This window comes from Paenibacillus macerans (assembly GCF_050565405.1).
GTDB classification, from domain to species: domain Bacteria; phylum Bacillota; class Bacilli; order Paenibacillales; family Paenibacillaceae; genus Fontibacillus; species Fontibacillus macerans_B.
In genome coordinates this window covers 1-17,535 of sequence record NZ_JBNYYG010000002.1, presented here as the reverse complement: position 1 = coordinate 17,535, position 17,535 = coordinate 1, and the positions used below count along the sequence as shown (strand labels likewise).

At 56.3% G+C, this 17,535-nt stretch carries 17 protein-coding genes; 16 read left to right on the top strand and 1 reads right to left on the bottom strand.

The features are described from left to right. Window positions 1–225: 225 nt before the first annotated feature. The gene (locus tag ACQ4N8_RS01870) at window positions 226–1,095 is read right to left on the bottom strand and encodes a YitT family protein (RefSeq protein WP_430702616.1); all 870 of its coding nucleotides are present in this window, start codon (window positions 1,093–1,095) and stop codon (window positions 226–228) included. 207 nt (window positions 1,096–1,302) lie between these two features. On the opposite strand from ACQ4N8_RS01870, the gene ACQ4N8_RS01865 reads away from it, so the two are divergent. From ACQ4N8_RS01865 to ACQ4N8_RS01790, 16 genes are all read left to right on the top strand, one after another. After that, a complete protein-coding gene (locus ACQ4N8_RS01865; RefSeq protein ID WP_430702908.1) occupies window positions 1,303–1,611 on the top strand; it encodes a nucleotide pyrophosphohydrolase in 309 nt (102 codons plus the stop codon). A 57-nt stretch (window positions 1,612–1,668) separates the two neighbouring features. Further along, complete coding sequence (locus ACQ4N8_RS01860) at window positions 1,669–2,202, top strand: tetratricopeptide repeat protein (protein ID WP_430702615.1); 534 nt, start codon at window positions 1,669–1,671, stop codon at window positions 2,200–2,202. A gap of 20 nt (window positions 2,203–2,222) precedes the next feature. After that, entirely contained in the window at window positions 2,223–3,026 is an 804-nt protein-coding gene (gene dapB, locus ACQ4N8_RS01855) for a 4-hydroxy-tetrahydrodipicolinate reductase (RefSeq protein ID WP_430702614.1), read from the top strand. 17 nt (window positions 3,027–3,043) lie between these two features. Then, window positions 3,044–3,466, top strand: a complete 423-nt coding sequence (mgsA, locus tag ACQ4N8_RS01850; protein ID WP_430702613.1) for a methylglyoxal synthase — start codon at window positions 3,044–3,046, stop codon at window positions 3,464–3,466. Further along, on the top strand, window positions 3,463–4,173 hold the full coding sequence (gene bshB1, locus ACQ4N8_RS01845; RefSeq protein WP_430702612.1) for a bacillithiol biosynthesis deacetylase BshB1: 711 nt from the start codon (window positions 3,463–3,465) through the stop codon (window positions 4,171–4,173). The genes mgsA and bshB1 overlap by 4 nt, the downstream gene beginning before the upstream one ends. A gap of 41 nt (window positions 4,174–4,214) precedes the next feature. Beyond that, entirely contained in the window at window positions 4,215–5,375 is a 1,161-nt protein-coding gene (bshA, locus tag ACQ4N8_RS01840; protein ID WP_430702611.1) for an N-acetyl-alpha-D-glucosaminyl L-malate synthase BshA, read from the top strand. Between the two features lie 44 nt (window positions 5,376–5,419). Beyond that, a complete protein-coding gene (locus tag ACQ4N8_RS01835; RefSeq protein WP_430702610.1) occupies window positions 5,420–6,847 on the top strand; it encodes a CCA tRNA nucleotidyltransferase in 1,428 nt (475 codons plus the stop codon). Then, window positions 6,825–7,805, top strand: a complete 981-nt coding sequence (locus ACQ4N8_RS01830; RefSeq protein ID WP_430702609.1) for a biotin--[acetyl-CoA-carboxylase] ligase — start codon at window positions 6,825–6,827, stop codon at window positions 7,803–7,805. Before ACQ4N8_RS01835 ends, ACQ4N8_RS01830 begins: the two co-directional genes overlap by 23 nt. A 306-nt stretch (window positions 7,806–8,111) precedes the next feature. Next, on the top strand, window positions 8,112–8,990 hold the full coding sequence (gene panB / locus ACQ4N8_RS01825) for a 3-methyl-2-oxobutanoate hydroxymethyltransferase (protein ID WP_430702608.1): 879 nt from the start codon (window positions 8,112–8,114) through the stop codon (window positions 8,988–8,990). Continuing rightward, entirely contained in the window at window positions 8,987–9,889 is a 903-nt protein-coding gene (gene panC / locus ACQ4N8_RS01820) for a pantoate--beta-alanine ligase (protein ID WP_430702607.1), read from the top strand. The genes panB and panC overlap by 4 nt, the downstream gene beginning before the upstream one ends. Continuing rightward, window positions 9,889–10,272, top strand: coding sequence for an aspartate 1-decarboxylase (gene panD / locus ACQ4N8_RS01815; RefSeq protein WP_430702606.1), 384 nt, complete (start codon window positions 9,889–9,891; stop codon window positions 10,270–10,272). The genes panC and panD overlap by 1 nt, the downstream gene beginning before the upstream one ends. 310 nt (window positions 10,273–10,582) lie before the next feature. After that, the gene (locus tag ACQ4N8_RS01810) at window positions 10,583–11,212 is read left to right on the top strand and encodes a tetratricopeptide repeat protein (RefSeq protein WP_430702907.1); all 630 of its coding nucleotides are present in this window, start codon (window positions 10,583–10,585) and stop codon (window positions 11,210–11,212) included. Between the two features lie 186 nt (window positions 11,213–11,398). Continuing rightward, a complete protein-coding gene (gene dinG / locus ACQ4N8_RS01805) occupies window positions 11,399–14,254 on the top strand; it encodes an ATP-dependent DNA helicase DinG (protein WP_430702605.1) in 2,856 nt (951 codons plus the stop codon). Between the two features lie 40 nt (window positions 14,255–14,294). Then, the gene (locus tag ACQ4N8_RS01800; RefSeq protein ID WP_430702604.1) at window positions 14,295–14,939 is read left to right on the top strand and encodes a redox-sensing transcriptional repressor Rex; all 645 of its coding nucleotides are present in this window, start codon (window positions 14,295–14,297) and stop codon (window positions 14,937–14,939) included. Then, on the top strand, window positions 14,936–16,234 hold the full coding sequence (locus tag ACQ4N8_RS01795; protein WP_430702603.1) for an amidohydrolase: 1,299 nt from the start codon (window positions 14,936–14,938) through the stop codon (window positions 16,232–16,234). The genes ACQ4N8_RS01800 and ACQ4N8_RS01795 overlap by 4 nt, the downstream gene beginning before the upstream one ends. 318 nt (window positions 16,235–16,552) lie before the next feature. Continuing rightward, window positions 16,553–17,038, top strand: a complete 486-nt coding sequence (locus ACQ4N8_RS01790; RefSeq protein WP_430702602.1) for a DUF5590 domain-containing protein — start codon at window positions 16,553–16,555, stop codon at window positions 17,036–17,038. Window positions 17,039–17,535: the final 497 nt, after the last annotated feature.

The following is a 17,535-nucleotide window of genomic DNA, read 5'->3' as shown; positions in this document are numbered from 1 at the left end:
TCTCCATGGACGCTTTAGAACGGGGGAAATTGAAGGATGGATAGAAAATAAGGCCCTAAATGTCCCCAATTTATCGAGATAGGGTCTTTTCCAATAGAATAAGGCCATAATTTACCGCTATTTATAAGGCGATATCAGAAGCAGATGGGTATGGGGTTCCACTCCATACCCAATTCCTTTCCATACGTAAACCATATGGAATCCGCACGTGTTGTTCGATGGCCCTTACTCCTCCTTAAACCCTTCCCCATGCACGTCGTGCACATCGCTGATGATGATGAACGCCCGCGGGTCCACCGATTTGGCGATGCCCTGCAGCCGCCGGATTTCCTGCCGCGATACGACGCAGTAGGCCATATGTTTCGCCTGCTTGGAGTAGGCGCCGACCGCCGGGATCAGCGTGACGCCGCGATCCATCTCCTTGGTGATGATGTCGGCGATGGCCGGCGCATGGTCGCTGATGATCGTAAACGCCTTGGCGGAATAAGCGCCTTCCTGAATAAAATCGATGACTTTGGAGGCGATAAACACCGCTACCAGCGTATACAAAATATTTTCCTTCCTAATATAGAACAACGATAACCCGATAATGACGATATCCAGCGTCAGGATGACCTGTCCCATGCTGAACCCGTATTTGCGTCCAAGGATCCGCGCGACGATATCCGAGCCCCCGGTCGTGCCGCCGAAGCGGAAGACGATCCCGAGCCCCGCCCCGAGCGTTACCCCCGCATATAAGGAGACCAGAATATAATCCGTCTCCGTCACGAACGGCAAAATCCAACCGCCTTTGATCATCCGTTCGAACAACCACAGGAAAAAGGTCAGCGACCCGATCCCGATCCCGGTCAGGATGATTTGCCGGCCGCCGAGGATTTTCCAGCCCAGCAGAAACAGCGGGATGTTCAGCAGCAGGTTGGAAAGCGACGGCGAAATGTTAAACGCATAATTCAGCAGCAGCGTGATGCCGGTGACCCCGCCTTCCATCAGATGATTGGGTAATATAAAATAAAGTAGTCCAAACGCGTATATCGCGGTGCCCAGCAAGATCGGCAGTAGCGTTTTGATAAAACCGGTCAATTTGTCCGAAGCCATAGAAAGTCCCTCACCTGTCCCGAAATTAGAATCAAACATCAACAATGATCCATCGGCCTGTACCGCCTCTCCTAGTATACCTTTTTCCGCGGGGATTAAAAAATGATTTGTTTTCACCCCTTACTTACGATAACATAGGGAAAAACGGGACAAAAATCACGGAGGGACTGGCGCTTGGAAGCATTCAAAGACAAATCTCTCGCGGAAATGCAGCGCGAAGTAGACCGTTACATATCGCAATTCAAAGAGGGATATTTCAGCCCCTTGACCATGCTGGCCCGAATGAGCGAGGAAGTGGGCGAACTGGCCCGCGAGGTCAACCATACCTTCGGCGAGAAGCCGAAAAAAGCGGATGAACCCGATAATTCCATCGAGCTTGAGCTTGGCGACATTTTATTCATCACGATCTGCTTCGCCAATTCGCTGGGCATCGATTTAACGGCGGCCCATGATAAGGTGATGCATAAGTTTGCGACCCGCGATGCGGACCGGTGGACGAAAAAGGACACCGAATAGGGTTATCCTTCATATGCTGTTAGTATGATCATCCCTACAGTAAGGGGGGGACGGCAGATGAAGGTGGAGGATTATTTGCAAAAAGCTTACCGAAGCATCTACGAAAACGATTTCGAGCAAGCGCTCGCCTGGTTCGAGCAGGCGCTTGCGATCCAGCCCGATCACGCGGATGTGCACTATCGTTACTCGATCACCTGCGCCCGCAGCGGCCGGCTGGATAAAGCGCTCCAGCATGCGCGCCTGGCCGCGGCACTGGATCCCGCGCAGGAGGAATATAAACTGCATGATGCCCGCCTGCAGGCCATGGAATTGACCCGCATGGCCAGAAAGCAGCTGGAGAAGACGGACGGCAAACGGAAACCGGCGGCGGAGCCGGCATCGCGCATGTTGAAACGGGCGGTGGAGCTCGATCCGTTGTCGGTGGATGCCCAGGTGTGGCTGGCGATCGCTTACGGCGAGCTGGAATGGTACGAATCGGCGCTGCAGGCCGTTCGGGAAGCGTCCGCGCTCCCTTTGGACGACGCCGTAGCGAAGCAGCTCAAAGAAATGGAACAACGATTCAAGTCGAAGATCGATCACTCATCACAGTAGAGAATGCGAGGAGATTTATGATGTCGGAACCTATTAAAGTAGCCGTGGCCGGCGCCGCCGGCAGAATGGGCAGGGAAGTGGTCAAAATGGTGCTTCAGGATCCGGAGCTCCGGCTGGTGGCAGCCGTGAACCTGTCGGATCCCGGCCTGGATGCCGGCACGATGGTCGGGCTGCCGGCCTGCGGCGTATCGCTTTCGGAAAATCTGGAGAGCGCTTTGGCCGAAACGCAGCCCCGGGTGCTGGTTGATTTTACGACGCCGCAGTCCGCTTATGCCAATACCGAGCTGGCGATCCGGTACGGCGTTTCTCCGGTCGTCGGCACGACCGGATTTACCCCGGAGCAAATCGAGGATCTGGACAAGCAGTGCCATGCCCAGGGGATCGGCGGATTGATCGCGCCGAACTTTTCCATCGGGGCCATCTTGATGATGCGGTTTGCGGCGCAGGCCGCCAAGTATTTCCCCCATTTGGAAATCATCGAATATCACGGCGACCAGAAGCTGGATGCTCCTTCGGGAACCGCGGTGAAGACGGCCGAGCTGATCGCGCAAAACCGTCAGGAGCTGCGCCAGGGGAACCCGAACGAGGAGGAGACGATCGAAGGCTCCCGCGGTGGGTATTATAACGGATTCCGGATACATAGCGTACGTCTGCCGGGCGTATTTGCCCAGCAGGAGGTCATTTTCGGCGGCTTTGGCCAAACGCTGAAGATCCGCCATGACTCGTACGAACGGGCGGGGTATATGCCGGGCGTGAATCTGGCCGTCAAAAAAGTGTTGGAGTGCAAAGGTATGATTTACGGGTTCGACCATTTTATGGATTAATAAAGGGGATCAGGCTTATGTTAAACATTGCATTTATCGCTCATGACCGTAAAAAAGAAGATATCGTCAATTTTGCCATCGCCTATGAACATGTGTTCAAGGACAAGAAATTGTATTCCACCGGGACGACCGGCCAGCAAATCATGGAAAACACCAGTTTAACCATCCATCGCTTCCTTTCGGGGCCGCTGGGCGGAGACCAGCAAATCGGCTCCCTGATCGCCCAAAATGAAATGGACCTGGTCATTTTCCTGCGCGATCCGCTGATGGCGCAACCGCATGAACCCGACATCACCGCTCTGCTTCGCCTTTGCGATGTGCACGGCATTCCGGTGGCCACCAATATGGCCACGGCGGAAATTCTCGTGCGAGCGCTGGACCGCGGCGATTTCGGCTGGCGCGAGCTGGTAGAGATGCACAAGCCGGGGCTCACGAAATGAACCGCCCGCTCGATATTTTGATCTTCGGCGCGCATGCCGACGATGCTGAAATCGGCATGGCCGGGACCATCGCCAAGCATACGGCGGCAGGATACCGCGTCGGCCTCTGCGATCTGACGGAGGCCGAGCTGTCCTCGAACGGCAACCCCGCTCTCCGCAAGCAGGAAGCGGATGCGGCTGCCAAGGCGTTGGGGTTGGCGGCACGCCTGAATTTGGGTTTGCCGGACCGGGGACTCACCGGCTCGGAGGAACAGATTGCCGCCGTAACCGGGGTGATACGCGATTTTGCGCCCAGGCTTGTGTTTGCGCCTTATTGGGAGGATCGCCATCCCGACCATATCGCCTGCAGCAAGCTGGTGGAAGCGGCGGCGTTTAACGCCAAGCTGCGGCGATACATGCTGGACAAGCCGGCGGTGCCGGTGCCGGAGCTTTATTTCTATTTCATCAATGACTGGAAAACGCCGGACCTGGTGGTGGATGTGAGCGCAACCTATGACCTGAAGGAGCAGGCCCTTCGCTGTTATCGTTCCCAATTCGAGCAAACTTCGGGAGAGGATATCGCGCAAACACCGCTAAACCAGGGATATGTCGAACGGGTGAAGGCCCGGGATTCCTTGATCGGGCAGCGCAGCTTGATCCCATATGCCGAAGGCTTCATGACAAAAACAGCATTTCCGGTACATCTATTCGGGTCCCTTCGCTCATAAGCTGAACAAGGGAACTACATCATAAAGGAGGCCCCCACCAAATGGACCCATTTTTAAAAATAGGCATTACCTGTTATCCTTCCTTGGGCGGATCGGGGGTTGTGGCCACCGAGCTGGGGAAATTGCTGGCTGAAAAGGGCCACGAGGTACATTTTATTTCGCATAGCGTCCCTTTTCGTTTGGGAAGTTACCATAAGAACATTTTTTATCATGAAGTTGAAGTCAGCGATTACTACGTATTCCGCTACCCGCCTTACGATTTATCCCTGGCGACGAAAATGGCCCAAGTGGCCAAAAACGAAGGGCTCGATATCCTTCACGTCCATTATGCGGTTCCTCACGCGGTTTGCGCCTTTTTGGCCAAACAGATGGTCGGCGACTCCTTGAAGGTCGTGACGACGCTTCACGGGACGGACATTACCGTGCTGGCGCAGGACGAATCGCTGAAGGACCTGATTCGGCTGGCGATCAACGAAAGCGATGCGGTGACGTCGGTCTCGCGCGATCTGATGCGCGAAACCAGGGAAGTCCTCGATATTGTCCGGGATATCGACCTGACGTACAATTTCGTCGACGAGCGGGTGTACTACCCGCGGGACGCCAAAGGTTGCCGGATGGATTTTGCCGCACCGGGCGAAAAAGTATTGATGCATGTATCGAATTTTCGGCCGGTGAAGCGGGTCGGCGATGTCGTTGACATTTTTCACCTTGTGAACCAGGAAGTTCCGTCACAATTGTTGTTTGTCGGCGAAGGGCCGGATTTGCCGAAAATCCAATGCAAAATCAAAGATATGGGCATCAGCGACCGGGTGCATTTTCTCGGCAAGCAGGATGATATCGCCCATGTCATTAGCATGGCCGATGTGCTCTTGCTTCCTTCGGAGAAGGAAAGCTTCGGACTGGTGGCGCTGGAAGCGATGGCTTGCGGAGTGCCTACGGTCGGTACGATCGCCGGCGGGATTCCCGAGCTGGTGAAGCATGGCGAAACCGGATTCTTGGCGCCGATCGGCGATACGGAGCAGATGGCGGAACATTGCCTGACCCTGCTCAAAAATCCGGAACTATCCGCGCGGGTCCGCGAAGCGTGCCTGCATCGGGCTAGAACGGATTTCAGCAGCGAATTGACGACCTCGACGTACGAGGAGATTTATTACCGCGTGTTGAACCGCCAGTTGCCGACGTTGAACCCGGCTTGCAGCTAATATAGCTAGGTGGATGAACCCCAGGTTGGAGGTGTCCGTGAGATATGAATCGTTGGAGACAGGTAGACCCCCTGATGCTCGATCAGGGGGAAAAAGTGCTGCGTGCCTTGCTGGACGGCGGGTACCAGGCTTTTTTTGTCGGCGGTTGCGTGCGTGATGAATTGATGGGCCGTCCGGTTCACGACATGGATATCGCCACCTCCGCCAAACCGGAGGAGGTCATCTCCCTGTTCGACCGGACGGTGCCGACGGGCATTCAGCACGGCACCGTGACGGTGCTCATGGAACCCTATGCATTCGAGGTGACCACGTTCCGCAAGGAATCCCGGTACGAGGACCATCGCAGACCCGTATCGGTGGAGTTTGTCGACGCGGTCAAAGAGGATTTGCAGCGCCGCGACTTTACGATGAACGCGATCGCCAGGGGAATCGAAGGGGAGCTGACCGACCCTTTTATGGGGCGGTCCGACATTGGGCGAGGCTTGATCCGCTGCGTCGGCGTGGCCGAGGAGCGCTTTGAGGAAGATGCCTTGCGCATGATGCGGGCGATCCGGTTCGCTGCGGCGTTCGGGTTCCGGCCGGTGAAGAGCTTGTGGAAGGCGCTGCTTCGTGGCCGGGACAAGCTCGCCTATATCGCGACGGAGCGGGTGCGCATGGAGCTGGAGAAGATCGTGCTGGGCGCTGATCCGCTGCGCGGGTTGGCGCTGCTGGAGCGGAGCGGGCTGCTGCGGTACGCGAAGGCGGCGCAGGAGCTCCCGGAACCGCAGGAGGAGAGCGGGCCGAGGGTCGCCGCCGGGGATGCGCCCCTGGGAGCGGGTGCGCCGGCCGCTTCGGGGCATAGCGCCGAAGCGGCGCTGATGCGGCGCCTGCTGCAGCGCGCTCCGCGCCGCGACCTGCTCGCCGCGCTGCCGCTGCTCCCGGCGGAGCCGTCGGCCTTGCGCTGGTCGCTGCTGCTGCAGGGCCTGGGCGCCCCCGGCGAGGGAGCTGCCCCGCTGCTCAAAAGCTGGACGTTTCCGAACCAGACCGCTCAAGAAGCGGCTGGAATCGTCCGCTTTGACGAAGCGTGGCAAGCCGCTCAAGCCGAGGCGCTGGGCAAGCCGCAGCTGCGGCGCGGCTGGATCGGCCTGCAGGTCGCGTTCGGCCGACAGACCGCCGCGTTATGGCTGCTCCGCCAGCGGGCGATGCTACAAACGGCCGCGCTTGGCGTTGCGCAACGGGAGGCCGCCCTGTCGCTGCTGGAGCTTGCGGCCGGCTGGCATCGCGAAGTGCCCCTACATACGCTGCCCGAGCTTGCCGTCAATGGCGGCGAAGTGCTGCAGATAACCGGGCGCAAAGGCGGCCCATGGCTCGGCGAGTTGATGAAAGAACTGCTGCTGGCGGTCGCCGTCGGCGAGCTGCCCAACGAACGGCAAGTGCTGTTGGATCATGTGGAAGCGATGGTGAAGGAAGATGGAAGCAAACCGATTGATTGACATGCTCCTGGAGCATCCGGGGCAATATATATCTGGCGAGGAGCTAAGCCGCCGGCTGTCGATCAGCCGCACGGCGGTATGGAAGCAAATCGCCAAGCTGCGCGAAGAGGGCTACGAGTTCGAGTCGGCCCCGCGCCGGGGTTACCGCTTGACCCGCAAGCCGGACAAGCTGAACCTTGCCGGATTGCTGCATGCGCTGCAAGGGAACCGAACGTTCGGGCAGCGGCTCAAGCTGCTGGAATCGGTCGTCTCCACGCAGGAGGAAGCGCGCCGGCTGGCGGAGGAAGGTGCGCCGCACGGCACGCTCGTCCTGGCCGAGGAACAGACGGCGGGACGCGGGCGTCAAGGCCGGCGCTGGTACTCCCCGCCCGGCAAAGGCATTTGGATGAGCTTGCTGCTGCGGCCCGACCGGCAGCCGTTGTCGATTGCCTCGCAGTTGACGCTGCTCACCGCGGTCGCGGTTTGCCGTGCGGTGCGCAAAACGAGCGGGGTCGATGCCGGCATCAAGTGGCCCAATGACTTGATGGTGAACGGACGCAAGCTGTGCGGTATCATCGTCGAATCGATCGCCGAAGACGAATTGATCCGGTATGCGATTGCAGGCATCGGCATCGACGTGAACCTGGAGGCGCAGGACATCCCAGCCGAATTGAAGTCCGTAGCGACATCACTGCAAATCGAAAGCGGGCGGCGGATCGACCGCGCGGAGCTGATCGGGGCCGTCATGACGGAAATGGAGCAGCTGTACGAGCTGTATATGGAGGAAGGCTTTTCCCCGGTCAGTCATTTATGGGAGGCGCTATCGGTGACCTTGGGCCGGCAAATCGCCGTAAAAACGCCGGACGGAGACGTCACGGGGCTGGCTACCGGCCTGGATCCGAACGGCGCGCTCCTCTTGGAGGATCATGCCGGAAAAGTTTTCACGATTTTTTCTGGAGAAGTACAACTTGGCGGATGAAAAAAGTAACGTAATTTGTTATACTGTGCACAGGAGGCGGTATCGGCGGTAGACCGAACTGCACTCCGGGCGCCGGTCGGAGGTTTTTTATAAGTGCGAGTTCAATAAGTTGGCTTATTGAACAACCTCTTTAAAGTTACGTTGGATTCTGCTCTGAGCCGAAGAGGACCGAGACAGAAGGGACGAAGAAAGCGACTCCTTCTTTGGATTTCGGACCTTTTTAGTGCCAAACTAAAAGGTTTTTTTTGTTGTGCGCGTTTTTCTTTCCTTAGCCGCACGATGGGCAAACCGGAGGAGATGGATGAAATGGCAGGAAAACAAGCATTGAATATCGTGAAAATGAAAAAAATGAAGCAGGACGGCATGCCGCTGGCCATGATTACGGCGTACGACTATCCGTCGGCCCAGTTGGCCGAGGAAGCGGGCGCGGATCTGCTGCTGGTCGGCGACTCGCTTGGCAACGTTGTACTGGGATACGATACGACGATCCCCGTAACGCTGGACGATATGGTGTATCATACCCGTACCGTTGCCCGCGGCGCGCAGCACACGTTCATCGTGGCCGACATGCCGTTTATGACATATCACGGAAGCATCGATGAAACGCTGCGGAACGTACGCCGTTTGATGCAGGAAGGGCATGCCCACGCCGTCAAAATGGAAGGCGGAGCCGAAATCGCCATGGCCGTGCAAGCCATCGTGCAAGCCGGGGTTCCCGTGCTGGGACATATCGGACTCACGCCGCAGTCGGTCAACCAGATCGGCGGTTACCGCGTGCAGGGCAAGGACCGCGCCGACGCCAAGCGGTTGATGGAGGATGCCAAGGCCCTGGAGCGCGCCGGCGCGTTTGGCGTCGTGCTGGAGCTGGTGACCGAAGAAGCGGCGACCGCCATCTCGAGGGAACTTTCCATTCCGACGATCGGGATCGGAGCGGGCCGCGGCTGCGACGGCCAGGTGCTGGTTTACCACGATGTGCTGAAATATAGCCCGGACTACCGGGACAAACGTTTCGTCAAAACCTACGCCGACATCGGTTCGCAAATCCGCAGAGGCATCTCGGAGTACGTGTCGGACGTCAAGAACCGCTCATTCCCTGCGGAGGAGCACGTATTCCGGGCGGAAGCAGGCGTGCAGGACTCGCTCGATACGCTTTACGGCAAGGGAAAGGTGGAAGCACGGCCATGAAGACCTTTACGGAAATTCGTGCGGTCCGGGAATGGGTTAAGGACGCGCGGTTTGCGGCAGCAAGACAAGGCAAGGAACTGAAGGTGGCGTTGGTGCCGACGATGGGGTATTTGCATGAGGGTCATGCCAGCCTGCTGCGAAAAGCCCGGGCGGAAAACGACCTCGTCGTGCTCAGCATCTTCGTCAACCCGATCCAATTCGGGCCGGGGGAAGATTATGAGCGTTATCCGCGCGATCCCGAGAAGGATTTGGCCCTTGCCGAACGGGAAGGCGTGGACATCGCGTTCATGCCCGGCGTTGAGGAGATGTATCCGCGAACGACGCAGACGAAAGTGAAGGTATCGGAGCTGACGGAGCGCCTGTGCGGCGCGTCGCGGCCCGGGCATTTCGACGGCGTTACGACCGTCGTCAGCAAGCTGCTTCATATCGTGCAGCCCGACCAGGCTTATTTTGGGCAAAAAGACGCCCAGCAGGTAGCGGTCATTGCGCAAATGGTGCAGGATCTCAACCTTGACGTGAATATCGTCCCTTGCCCGATCGTCCGGGAAGAAGATGGGCTCGCCCTCAGTTCGCGCAATGTTTATCTGAGCGCGGAGGAGCGGCAGGCGGCCCTGGTCTTGTCCCGAAGCCTTCGGGAAGCGCAGACCCACGCGGAAACCATGGAGCATGTTACCGCCGGCGAGCTCCGCGTCGATCTTCGGCGCGCTATCAGCGCCGAGCCGCTCGCGGTTATCGATTACGTGGAGATCGCCGATTTCCCGGGTCTGATGCCGCTGGCCGATGCGGACCGCCTGGATGCAGACGGCCGCGAACGAAACGTGTTGATCGCCGTAGCTGTAAAATTCGGTTCGACCCGGCTGATCGACAACGTCATTTTAACCAAGAAGGTGATGGACTGATGTATAGAACGATGATGAAATCGAAGATCCACCGCGCAACCGTAACGGAAGCCAATTTGAATTACGTCGGCAGCATCACGATCGACGAGGATCTGATGGAAGCCTCCGATTTGCTGGAGAACGAACAAGTTCAAATCGTCAACAACAACAATGGTGCCCGTCTGGAAACGTACGTGATTCCGGGGCCTCGCGGCAGCGGCGTCATTTGCCTGAACGGCGCGGCGGCGCGTCTCGTGCAACCGGGCGACAACGTCATCATTATTTCCTATGCGCAAATGTCGCCGGAAGAGGTACGCAGCCATAAACCGACGGTCGTGTTCGTCGACGAGAACAATCGTCCCGTGGAGAAAGCAAGCCAAGAGCTGCACGCAATGATTCGCTAATAGTGGAAGTCAAAAAGTCAACTTTTGATCACGAAGTTGAGCACGGAAGCAGATTCGACGTCGAATCTTGAATTCAGCCGGGCCTTCCGTTGCTCACGTAGCCTCCAGCTACGCTGCGCTACTCAGTCCCTAAGCTTCACCCAACCTTCTCGGTGCTGAAAAGTCGACTTTTTGATCACTTATTTAAATTGTGCTTCGGCAAAAGCCGACTATGCAATTCCTCCCTGCGGGAATGAAATGTGCGTCCGAAACAAAAAATGTACGTAAGGCTCGGACTGATTTCATTTTCGTTAAGGGTGGGATGCGAATGATGTTTCAGCATGTTTTTGCGGAAATGAATGAGATGTTGGATGAAATTTCCCGTAAATATCCGCTGGCCAAAGGCGTCCAAAAGCAGGAGCTTGCGCAAAAATGGCATCTCCTCAAGCACATGAGCGACGGTATCATTGAAGAATGGCTTTGTTTCGAAGAGAAGATGGGGCATATCCGCCAAACCTTCGGCAATCTGGATGCCCGGGACGCTCCCGAGCTTCCCGAATTGGACTCGCCAATTTTCGTTAAAGGGCAGGGGTACTACAAACTGCTGATGTTTCCCCAAGCTTTGGAGCAGTTTGAACAGGTGATGAAGCAGTTTCCGGACAGCGTGCTGGGCCGGACCTATCTGGCGATGTGCCATTTGCATCTCGAGCATAACGAGAAAGCCGCCAAACATTTCTGGCTTGTGCTGGAAAAGGCGGGCAATAAACGGATGCGCTCCATTATTTACAACGCTCTTGGCTGCATCGAAGCGCAAAAAGGGATATTTGCCAAAGCGAAGGAGTATTTTACCTTGGCTCATCACAGCGATCCGTCCCTGGCCGAGCCTTTAGCCAATCTGGAGGCTTGCCTGCATAGTAAGGGGAAATTGCATTATGGCAATGAATTGACCTCATTATTGTAGCTGCTTTTCGGTTTCGCACTATTTTCAATCCCAAAGGAAGCGATGCGAACAACCGCCCCGGTGCGGCGCATCGCTTCTTTTATTTATTTTGTGATTTAAATTACAGATTCATTTGTATTAATTTTCAAATGGGCTATCTTCTGTTATGCTGTAGAGAGACTGGAAGAAGGGAACTTTTAAAAGAAAATGAAATATGCCGTACTCGATTTTGAAACGACGGGTAACCAGTCCTCCGACGAAATCATTCAAGTAGGACTTGCCATTATAGAACCGGATATGACGATTTCGCAAGTGTATCATTCCTTCGTCAAACCGGGGATACCCATCCCTCCGTTTATTACGGGATTGACCGGGATTACGGAAGAGGACGTCAAGGACGCTCCGGAATTGGACGAAGTGATGGTAGACATGGTACCGCTCCTGAACGATGTGGTGCTGGTCGGACACAATGTGGCGTTCGACTTCAATTACCTGCAGAGCGCTTTGGACAAAACGGGCTATTTGCCGTTTACGGGCCGGATTCTCGATACGATGGACTTTCTGAAAATCCTGTTTCCCTCGCTGACCTCTTATCAGCTGGGACTCGTCGCCGCCGAGTTCGAAGTGCAGCATGACCGTCCGCACCAGGCGGACAGCGATGCGTTGGCGACGGCGCTCATTTTCCTCAAGTGTCTGAAGGAATGCGTGCAGCTTCCGCTGCTCACCTTGCAGCGATTGGCCGATTTATTCGCCGGCGAGGACAGCGACCTGGGCTGGTTTTTCGACGCAATGGTGCAGGAGAAGGAACGCGAGGCGCTGCCAAGCGACGACGGCTATACGTATTACCGCCAGTTTGCGCTGCAGGCGGAGGATTGGATGGATATCGAAGCGCCGCGGGACCCGATGGAAGGGAATCCGCTCGACGACGTGACCTTCGAACAGTTTATGGACCAGGTCCGTGAACGGCTGCGCGAACGCCTGCCGCTGTATGAAGAGCGGGAAGCCCAGAATATGATGCTGCACGAGGTGATGCGGGCTTTTGACGAAGACAAGCATCTGCTGCTCGAAGCGGGAACCGGAACCGGCAAATCGCTGGGTTATCTGCTGCCGGCGATTTATCACAGCGTAAAGAACGAAGAAAAGGTGATGGTCAGCACCCATACCATCAACCTGCAGGAGCAGCTTAGGGAAAGGGACGTGCCGCTGTTGACCGAGGTCGTGCCGTTTCCTTTCCGGGCTGCCGTATTCAAAGGAAGGCAACATTATTTGTGCTTGCGCAAATTTGAACATAAAATAAATAGGAAAGACTTCGGTACACCTAAAGAAGAGGTGATGACGGCCGCGCAAATGATTGTGTGGCTGACGCAAACGACGAACGGCGACGATGAGGAACTGAACCTGGGGAACCGCGGCGGCGATTTTTGGGAGACAGTCGCCAGCGAATCGGATTCCTGCCTGGGCCGCTCCTGCCCTTGGTTCCGCAAATGCTTCTATCATCGCGCCAAGCATGAAGCCGGTGTGGCGGATGTCGTTGTGACGAACCACTCCAAGTTATTTACGGACATTCAGGCAGGTCACCAACTGTTGCCGGGTTACGAGCGGTTGGTAATCGACGAAGCCCATCACTTGGAGGATGTGGCCGGCAAGCATTTGGGCATTCATATGAAGTATTTTACGGTAATTCACACCTTAACCCGGCTGTTCAAAGACAGCAAGACGGGGCAACTGGCCAACCTCCGTACCGCCCTGCAGGCTTCGGCCGGGGAGAAGGCGGCGGAATGGTGCTCGATCATCGACGGGATTTATCCCGAACTGGTGGATGTGAAGGAAAGCTGGGACAAGCTGAGCGAGCTGCTGTTCAGTCTGATGCCGGAACGGAGCGATGCCGCGCCGGGCGATCCCGGACAATTCGTGTACCGGTTATTACCGGACAAGAGGCCAAAGGATTGGGATACGCTTGCCGTCTTGGAGAACCAGATTTACGTCTCGCTGGGCGACGTGCTCCGCAAGGGGGAACGGATGCTCAGTCAAATTCGCGAGGAGCAGGACGATTACGCCGCCGAAAGCTTGCTGACGGACATCAGCGGCCTGTTCAAGGATTTGGCGAGCGAACGCGAAGCGCTGCGATTCTTTATGAAGCTGGAGAGCGACGAGACGGTCTACTGGATGGAGGCCAACGGCAACTATCGCAGCCGTTCGCTGCAAATGTACGCGGTGCCGATTGACGTCAGCGCGCAGCTGAAGGAGTTTTTCTTCGATCGGAAGAAAAGCGTCGTGATGACCTCGGCCACGTTATCGGTCGATAAATCGTTCCAGTATATGATCGAGCAGTTGGGCTTGTCGGAGGCAGCGGACGAGGACAGGCTGATTACCGCCATGCTTCCGTCGCCGTTTAATTACCGGGATCAGGCGCTGCTCGTGATTCCGCGGGATTTTCCCAGCGTGAAAGGCAGCGTGGGAGACGATCATTTCGTGAGCACGCTGGTGCAATCGCTTGCGGATGCGGCCGTGGCGACGCAGGGACGGATGCTGGTGCTGTTCACGTCCTACCGGATGCTGCGCCAGGTGTATGATCCGCTGAAGGAGCGATTGTCCCAGCAGGGCATCACCGTCATCGGACAGGGTATGGACAGCGGCAGCCGCACCAAGCTGACTCGGCGGTTCCAAGGGCAGAACGCTTCCGTCCTTCTGGGAACGAGCAGCTTCTGGGAAGGCGTGGACATTCCTGGCGAAGCGCTGACGAGTTTGGCGATCGTTCGCCTGCCCTTCCAGCCTCCCAACCATCCATTGGTCGAAGCGAAAAGCGAGCGGCTGCAGAAGGAGAAGAAGAATCCCTTCATGAAGCTGTCTGTCCCGCAGGCGGTAATTCGCTTTAAGCAAGGGTTTGGACGGTTGGTCCGTTCCTCGCAGGATCGCGGCATCGTGATTGTTTACGATACCCGCATCCTGGAATCCTACTACGGGAAATATTTTTTGTATTCCTTGCCCGGGCCGAAGATGGAGCATATGCCGATGGGACAGATGGTGCCGCGGATCTCGGAATGGTTGAAAGCCGACGAATGAACCGTTTCATATATTCGTGTGAAGAATAGGGGGAACTAATATGAAGTCAGAAAAAATTTCCGACGCCGTCGTTCGCCGATTGCCGGTCTACCTGCGGTTTCTGAACGAGCTGAGCCGCCGGGAGGTACCGACGGTATCCTCGCAGGAGCTGGGGCAGAAGCTGGATTTGAATCCGGCGCAAATTCGCAAGGATCTGGCCTATTTCGGCGATTTTGGACGCAAAGGCATCGGTTACGACGTCGCCTACTTGATCGAGAAAATCCAGCAAATCCTGAACCTTGATCAGCAAATCAACGTGGCGCTTGTCGGAGCAGGTAACTTGGGCCACGCGCTTTCGAATTATAATGCCTATTTGAAGGATAATATGAAGATCGTGGCGGTATTTGATGCTTCGCCGGCGAAGATCGGCACGCAGATTAACAATATCACCATCCAGCCGATCGAAGAGCTCGTGGAGACGGTGCGGGAGAAGCATGTCCGCATCGGGATCATTACGGTGCCGGACTTTGAGGCCCAACGCGTGGCGGATCAACTGGTTGCGGCGGGAATCGGGGCCATTCTGAACTTTGCGCCAACGATCCTCAAGGTGCCGCCGGAGGTGCGGATTCACGCCGCGGACTTCACGACGGACCTGCTGAGCCTGGCTTATTATCTGGGAGACGGAAAGGAACACGCTAACGTATGAGTCGCAAATGGTTAATCAAAAACGGGACCTTCGCGGTACTGGATCAGAACCGTCCTGTCATTCACGGATATATGCTCGTGGAAGGCGAAACGATCAGTTACATTGGAGAAGAACGCCCCGAGGGCGTGGAAGGCGCGGAGACCTTTGACGGCAAGGGGCTGCTGTTCCTTCCGGGTCTGGTCAACACGCACGGCCATGCGGCCATGTCGCTTCTGCGCGGCTACGGGGACGATATGGTGCTGCAAACCTGGCTGCAGGACAAAATGTGGCCGATGGAGGCCAAGTTTACCTCCGCCGACGTGTACTCCGGAACCGCTTTGTCCGTGCTGGAGATGCTGAAGGGCGGGACCACGACCTTTCTGGATATGTACGACCATATGGATGAAGTGGCCAAGGTCGTTCAGGAATCCGGCATCCGCGCCGTGCTGATGCGCGGGGCCATCGGCCTCTGCCCGCCGGAAGTGCAGGAGCAGAAGCTGAACGAAGCGATTGCGTATGCCCGGAACTGGCACGGGAAAGCGGACGGACGGATTACGACGATGATGTCGCCGCATGCTCCTTACACCTGTCCGCCGGAATTCATCGAGAAGTTCGTGCAGGCTGCGCATGATTTGGATCTGCCGATGCATACGCACATGTCGGAGACGAAAGCGGAAGTCGAGCAAAACGTGAAGGATTACGGCGTGCGCCCGGTTCAGCATCTGCTGAACCTCGGGATGTTCTCGCGGCCGACGCTGCTGGCCCATGCGGTGCATTTGACCGATGAGGAAATCGACATCCTGGCCGCACACCAGGTGACGATTTCGCACAACCCGGGCAGCAACCTGAAGCTCGCGAGCGGGGTAGCCCGCGTGCCGGAGCTGCTGAAGAAAGGCGTGACCGTTTCGCTTGGCACGGACGGCGCCGCCAGCAATAACAACCTCGACATGATCGAGGAGGTCCGCCTCGCCGCGCTGATCCACAAAGGCGTCTCCGGCGATCCGACGGCGGTTCCGGCGCTGGAAGCGCTGAAGATGGGGACGGAATACGGCGCGAAATCGGTCTTTTTGCCAAACACGGGGAAACTCGCGGCTGGCATGAAGGCGGACTTTATCGCCTTGAATACGGAGCAGGCGCATTTTCTGCCGCGAACCGATTTTATTTCCCATGCCGTTTACTCCGCCGGTCCGAAGGACGTGGAGCATGTGTGGATCAACGGCAAGCAGGTAGTCAAGCACGGGGCCTGCCTGACGCTCGATGAGGAGCGCATCCGCCATGACGCCCAGGCGGCGTTTGAGGGGCTGCTGGCGCGTTGACGTTTCGCGGGGCGCTCTCAATGGGGCGAGGTAATAAAGGAAAATTTTGACCTTATTTGCGAAGAAAAGTGGCTTTTAGCACAAATAGAGCCCTTTTTAGCCCTTATTTACTGACAAAACGATGGAATCAGGGGTAAAAAGCCGTCCACCTTAAAAATAAGGACAAAGAATACCGCTATTGGGTTCGAAAAGCGTTGGATGCGCCAAATAGAGCCATAAAATGCCCCTATTTTTGAAATTGGTTTAAGCGTACGCCTTTCAAATAAGCTTGTTTGCCTGATCCCGTTTTGTATGAATTATTTGGAAAGGAAGAGAAGGTTGAGGAAGCGAACGAAGTGGATCCTGCTCTCCATCGTTATCCTGCTGATCGTGCTCATCGGCCTCCACCGGTTTTATATATACATTCATGAGGATACCTGGAAAGCCGAACGAGCCGCCATCCAGCAGGCAAAGCAGGAGACGGAACTGGTCCGGGGCGATGAAGTATGGAAGTCGGTTTGGGATGAAGTGACCTGGGTCGTTCAGGGCCAAGACGAATCGGGTTCGGAGATGATGGTGTGGCTGCGGGAAGGCGAGGCCCCCGAGGTACGCATGCTGTCGGAAGGCAAATCCGAAAGCCAGATGCGGGCCATCATCAAGGACACGCTGCCGGGGATCGCGATCGTCCGGCTGCTTCCGGGCATCTACAATGACCAGCTGGTATGGCAGCTGTTCTACAAGCAAAAGGATCATCATTATTACCGGTTTTTCAGCTTCAGCACGGGCGCAGCGCTGCCGGAGGTCTTCACTTTGCCGAACCGCTGACGCTCATAATATATCGACGCAAGCCTAAAAAAAGATGACTCCGAAAATATTTCGGGAGTCATCTTTTTTTGGGCGTGTGCGCCCGGCATGGTTGATAACTAGGCGGTGAAAGTCCGCTACAGGCTTGGCAGTAGGAACTGTTAGCTGAAGGCAAGGGTGTCGATCGCGAGGCCGAATCTGAAGGAAGCCGGAGGCAAACCCTTGGTCTGACGAACAGAAATCACATATAAGGCATGATGAGACGGACGAGCTTGCACGTCAAAGTAAAGTCCAATACTGCCCGAATCTCATCATGTAGATGTGGCAGATGGATGAGGGGAAAGTTATCGCCCTTACCCGGGGAGGTCTCACAGACGTGGAGTAGGAAGGAAAAAAAATCCGAAACATGGAGTAAAGCTTGCTGTGAGAAGTCGTACGCTTGCCGCGACGGCGAGCGGAAGGGCTGAACAATCGTAAGTCTTGAGTACAGACCGAAAGGAGAGTCGATGCGATGAAAG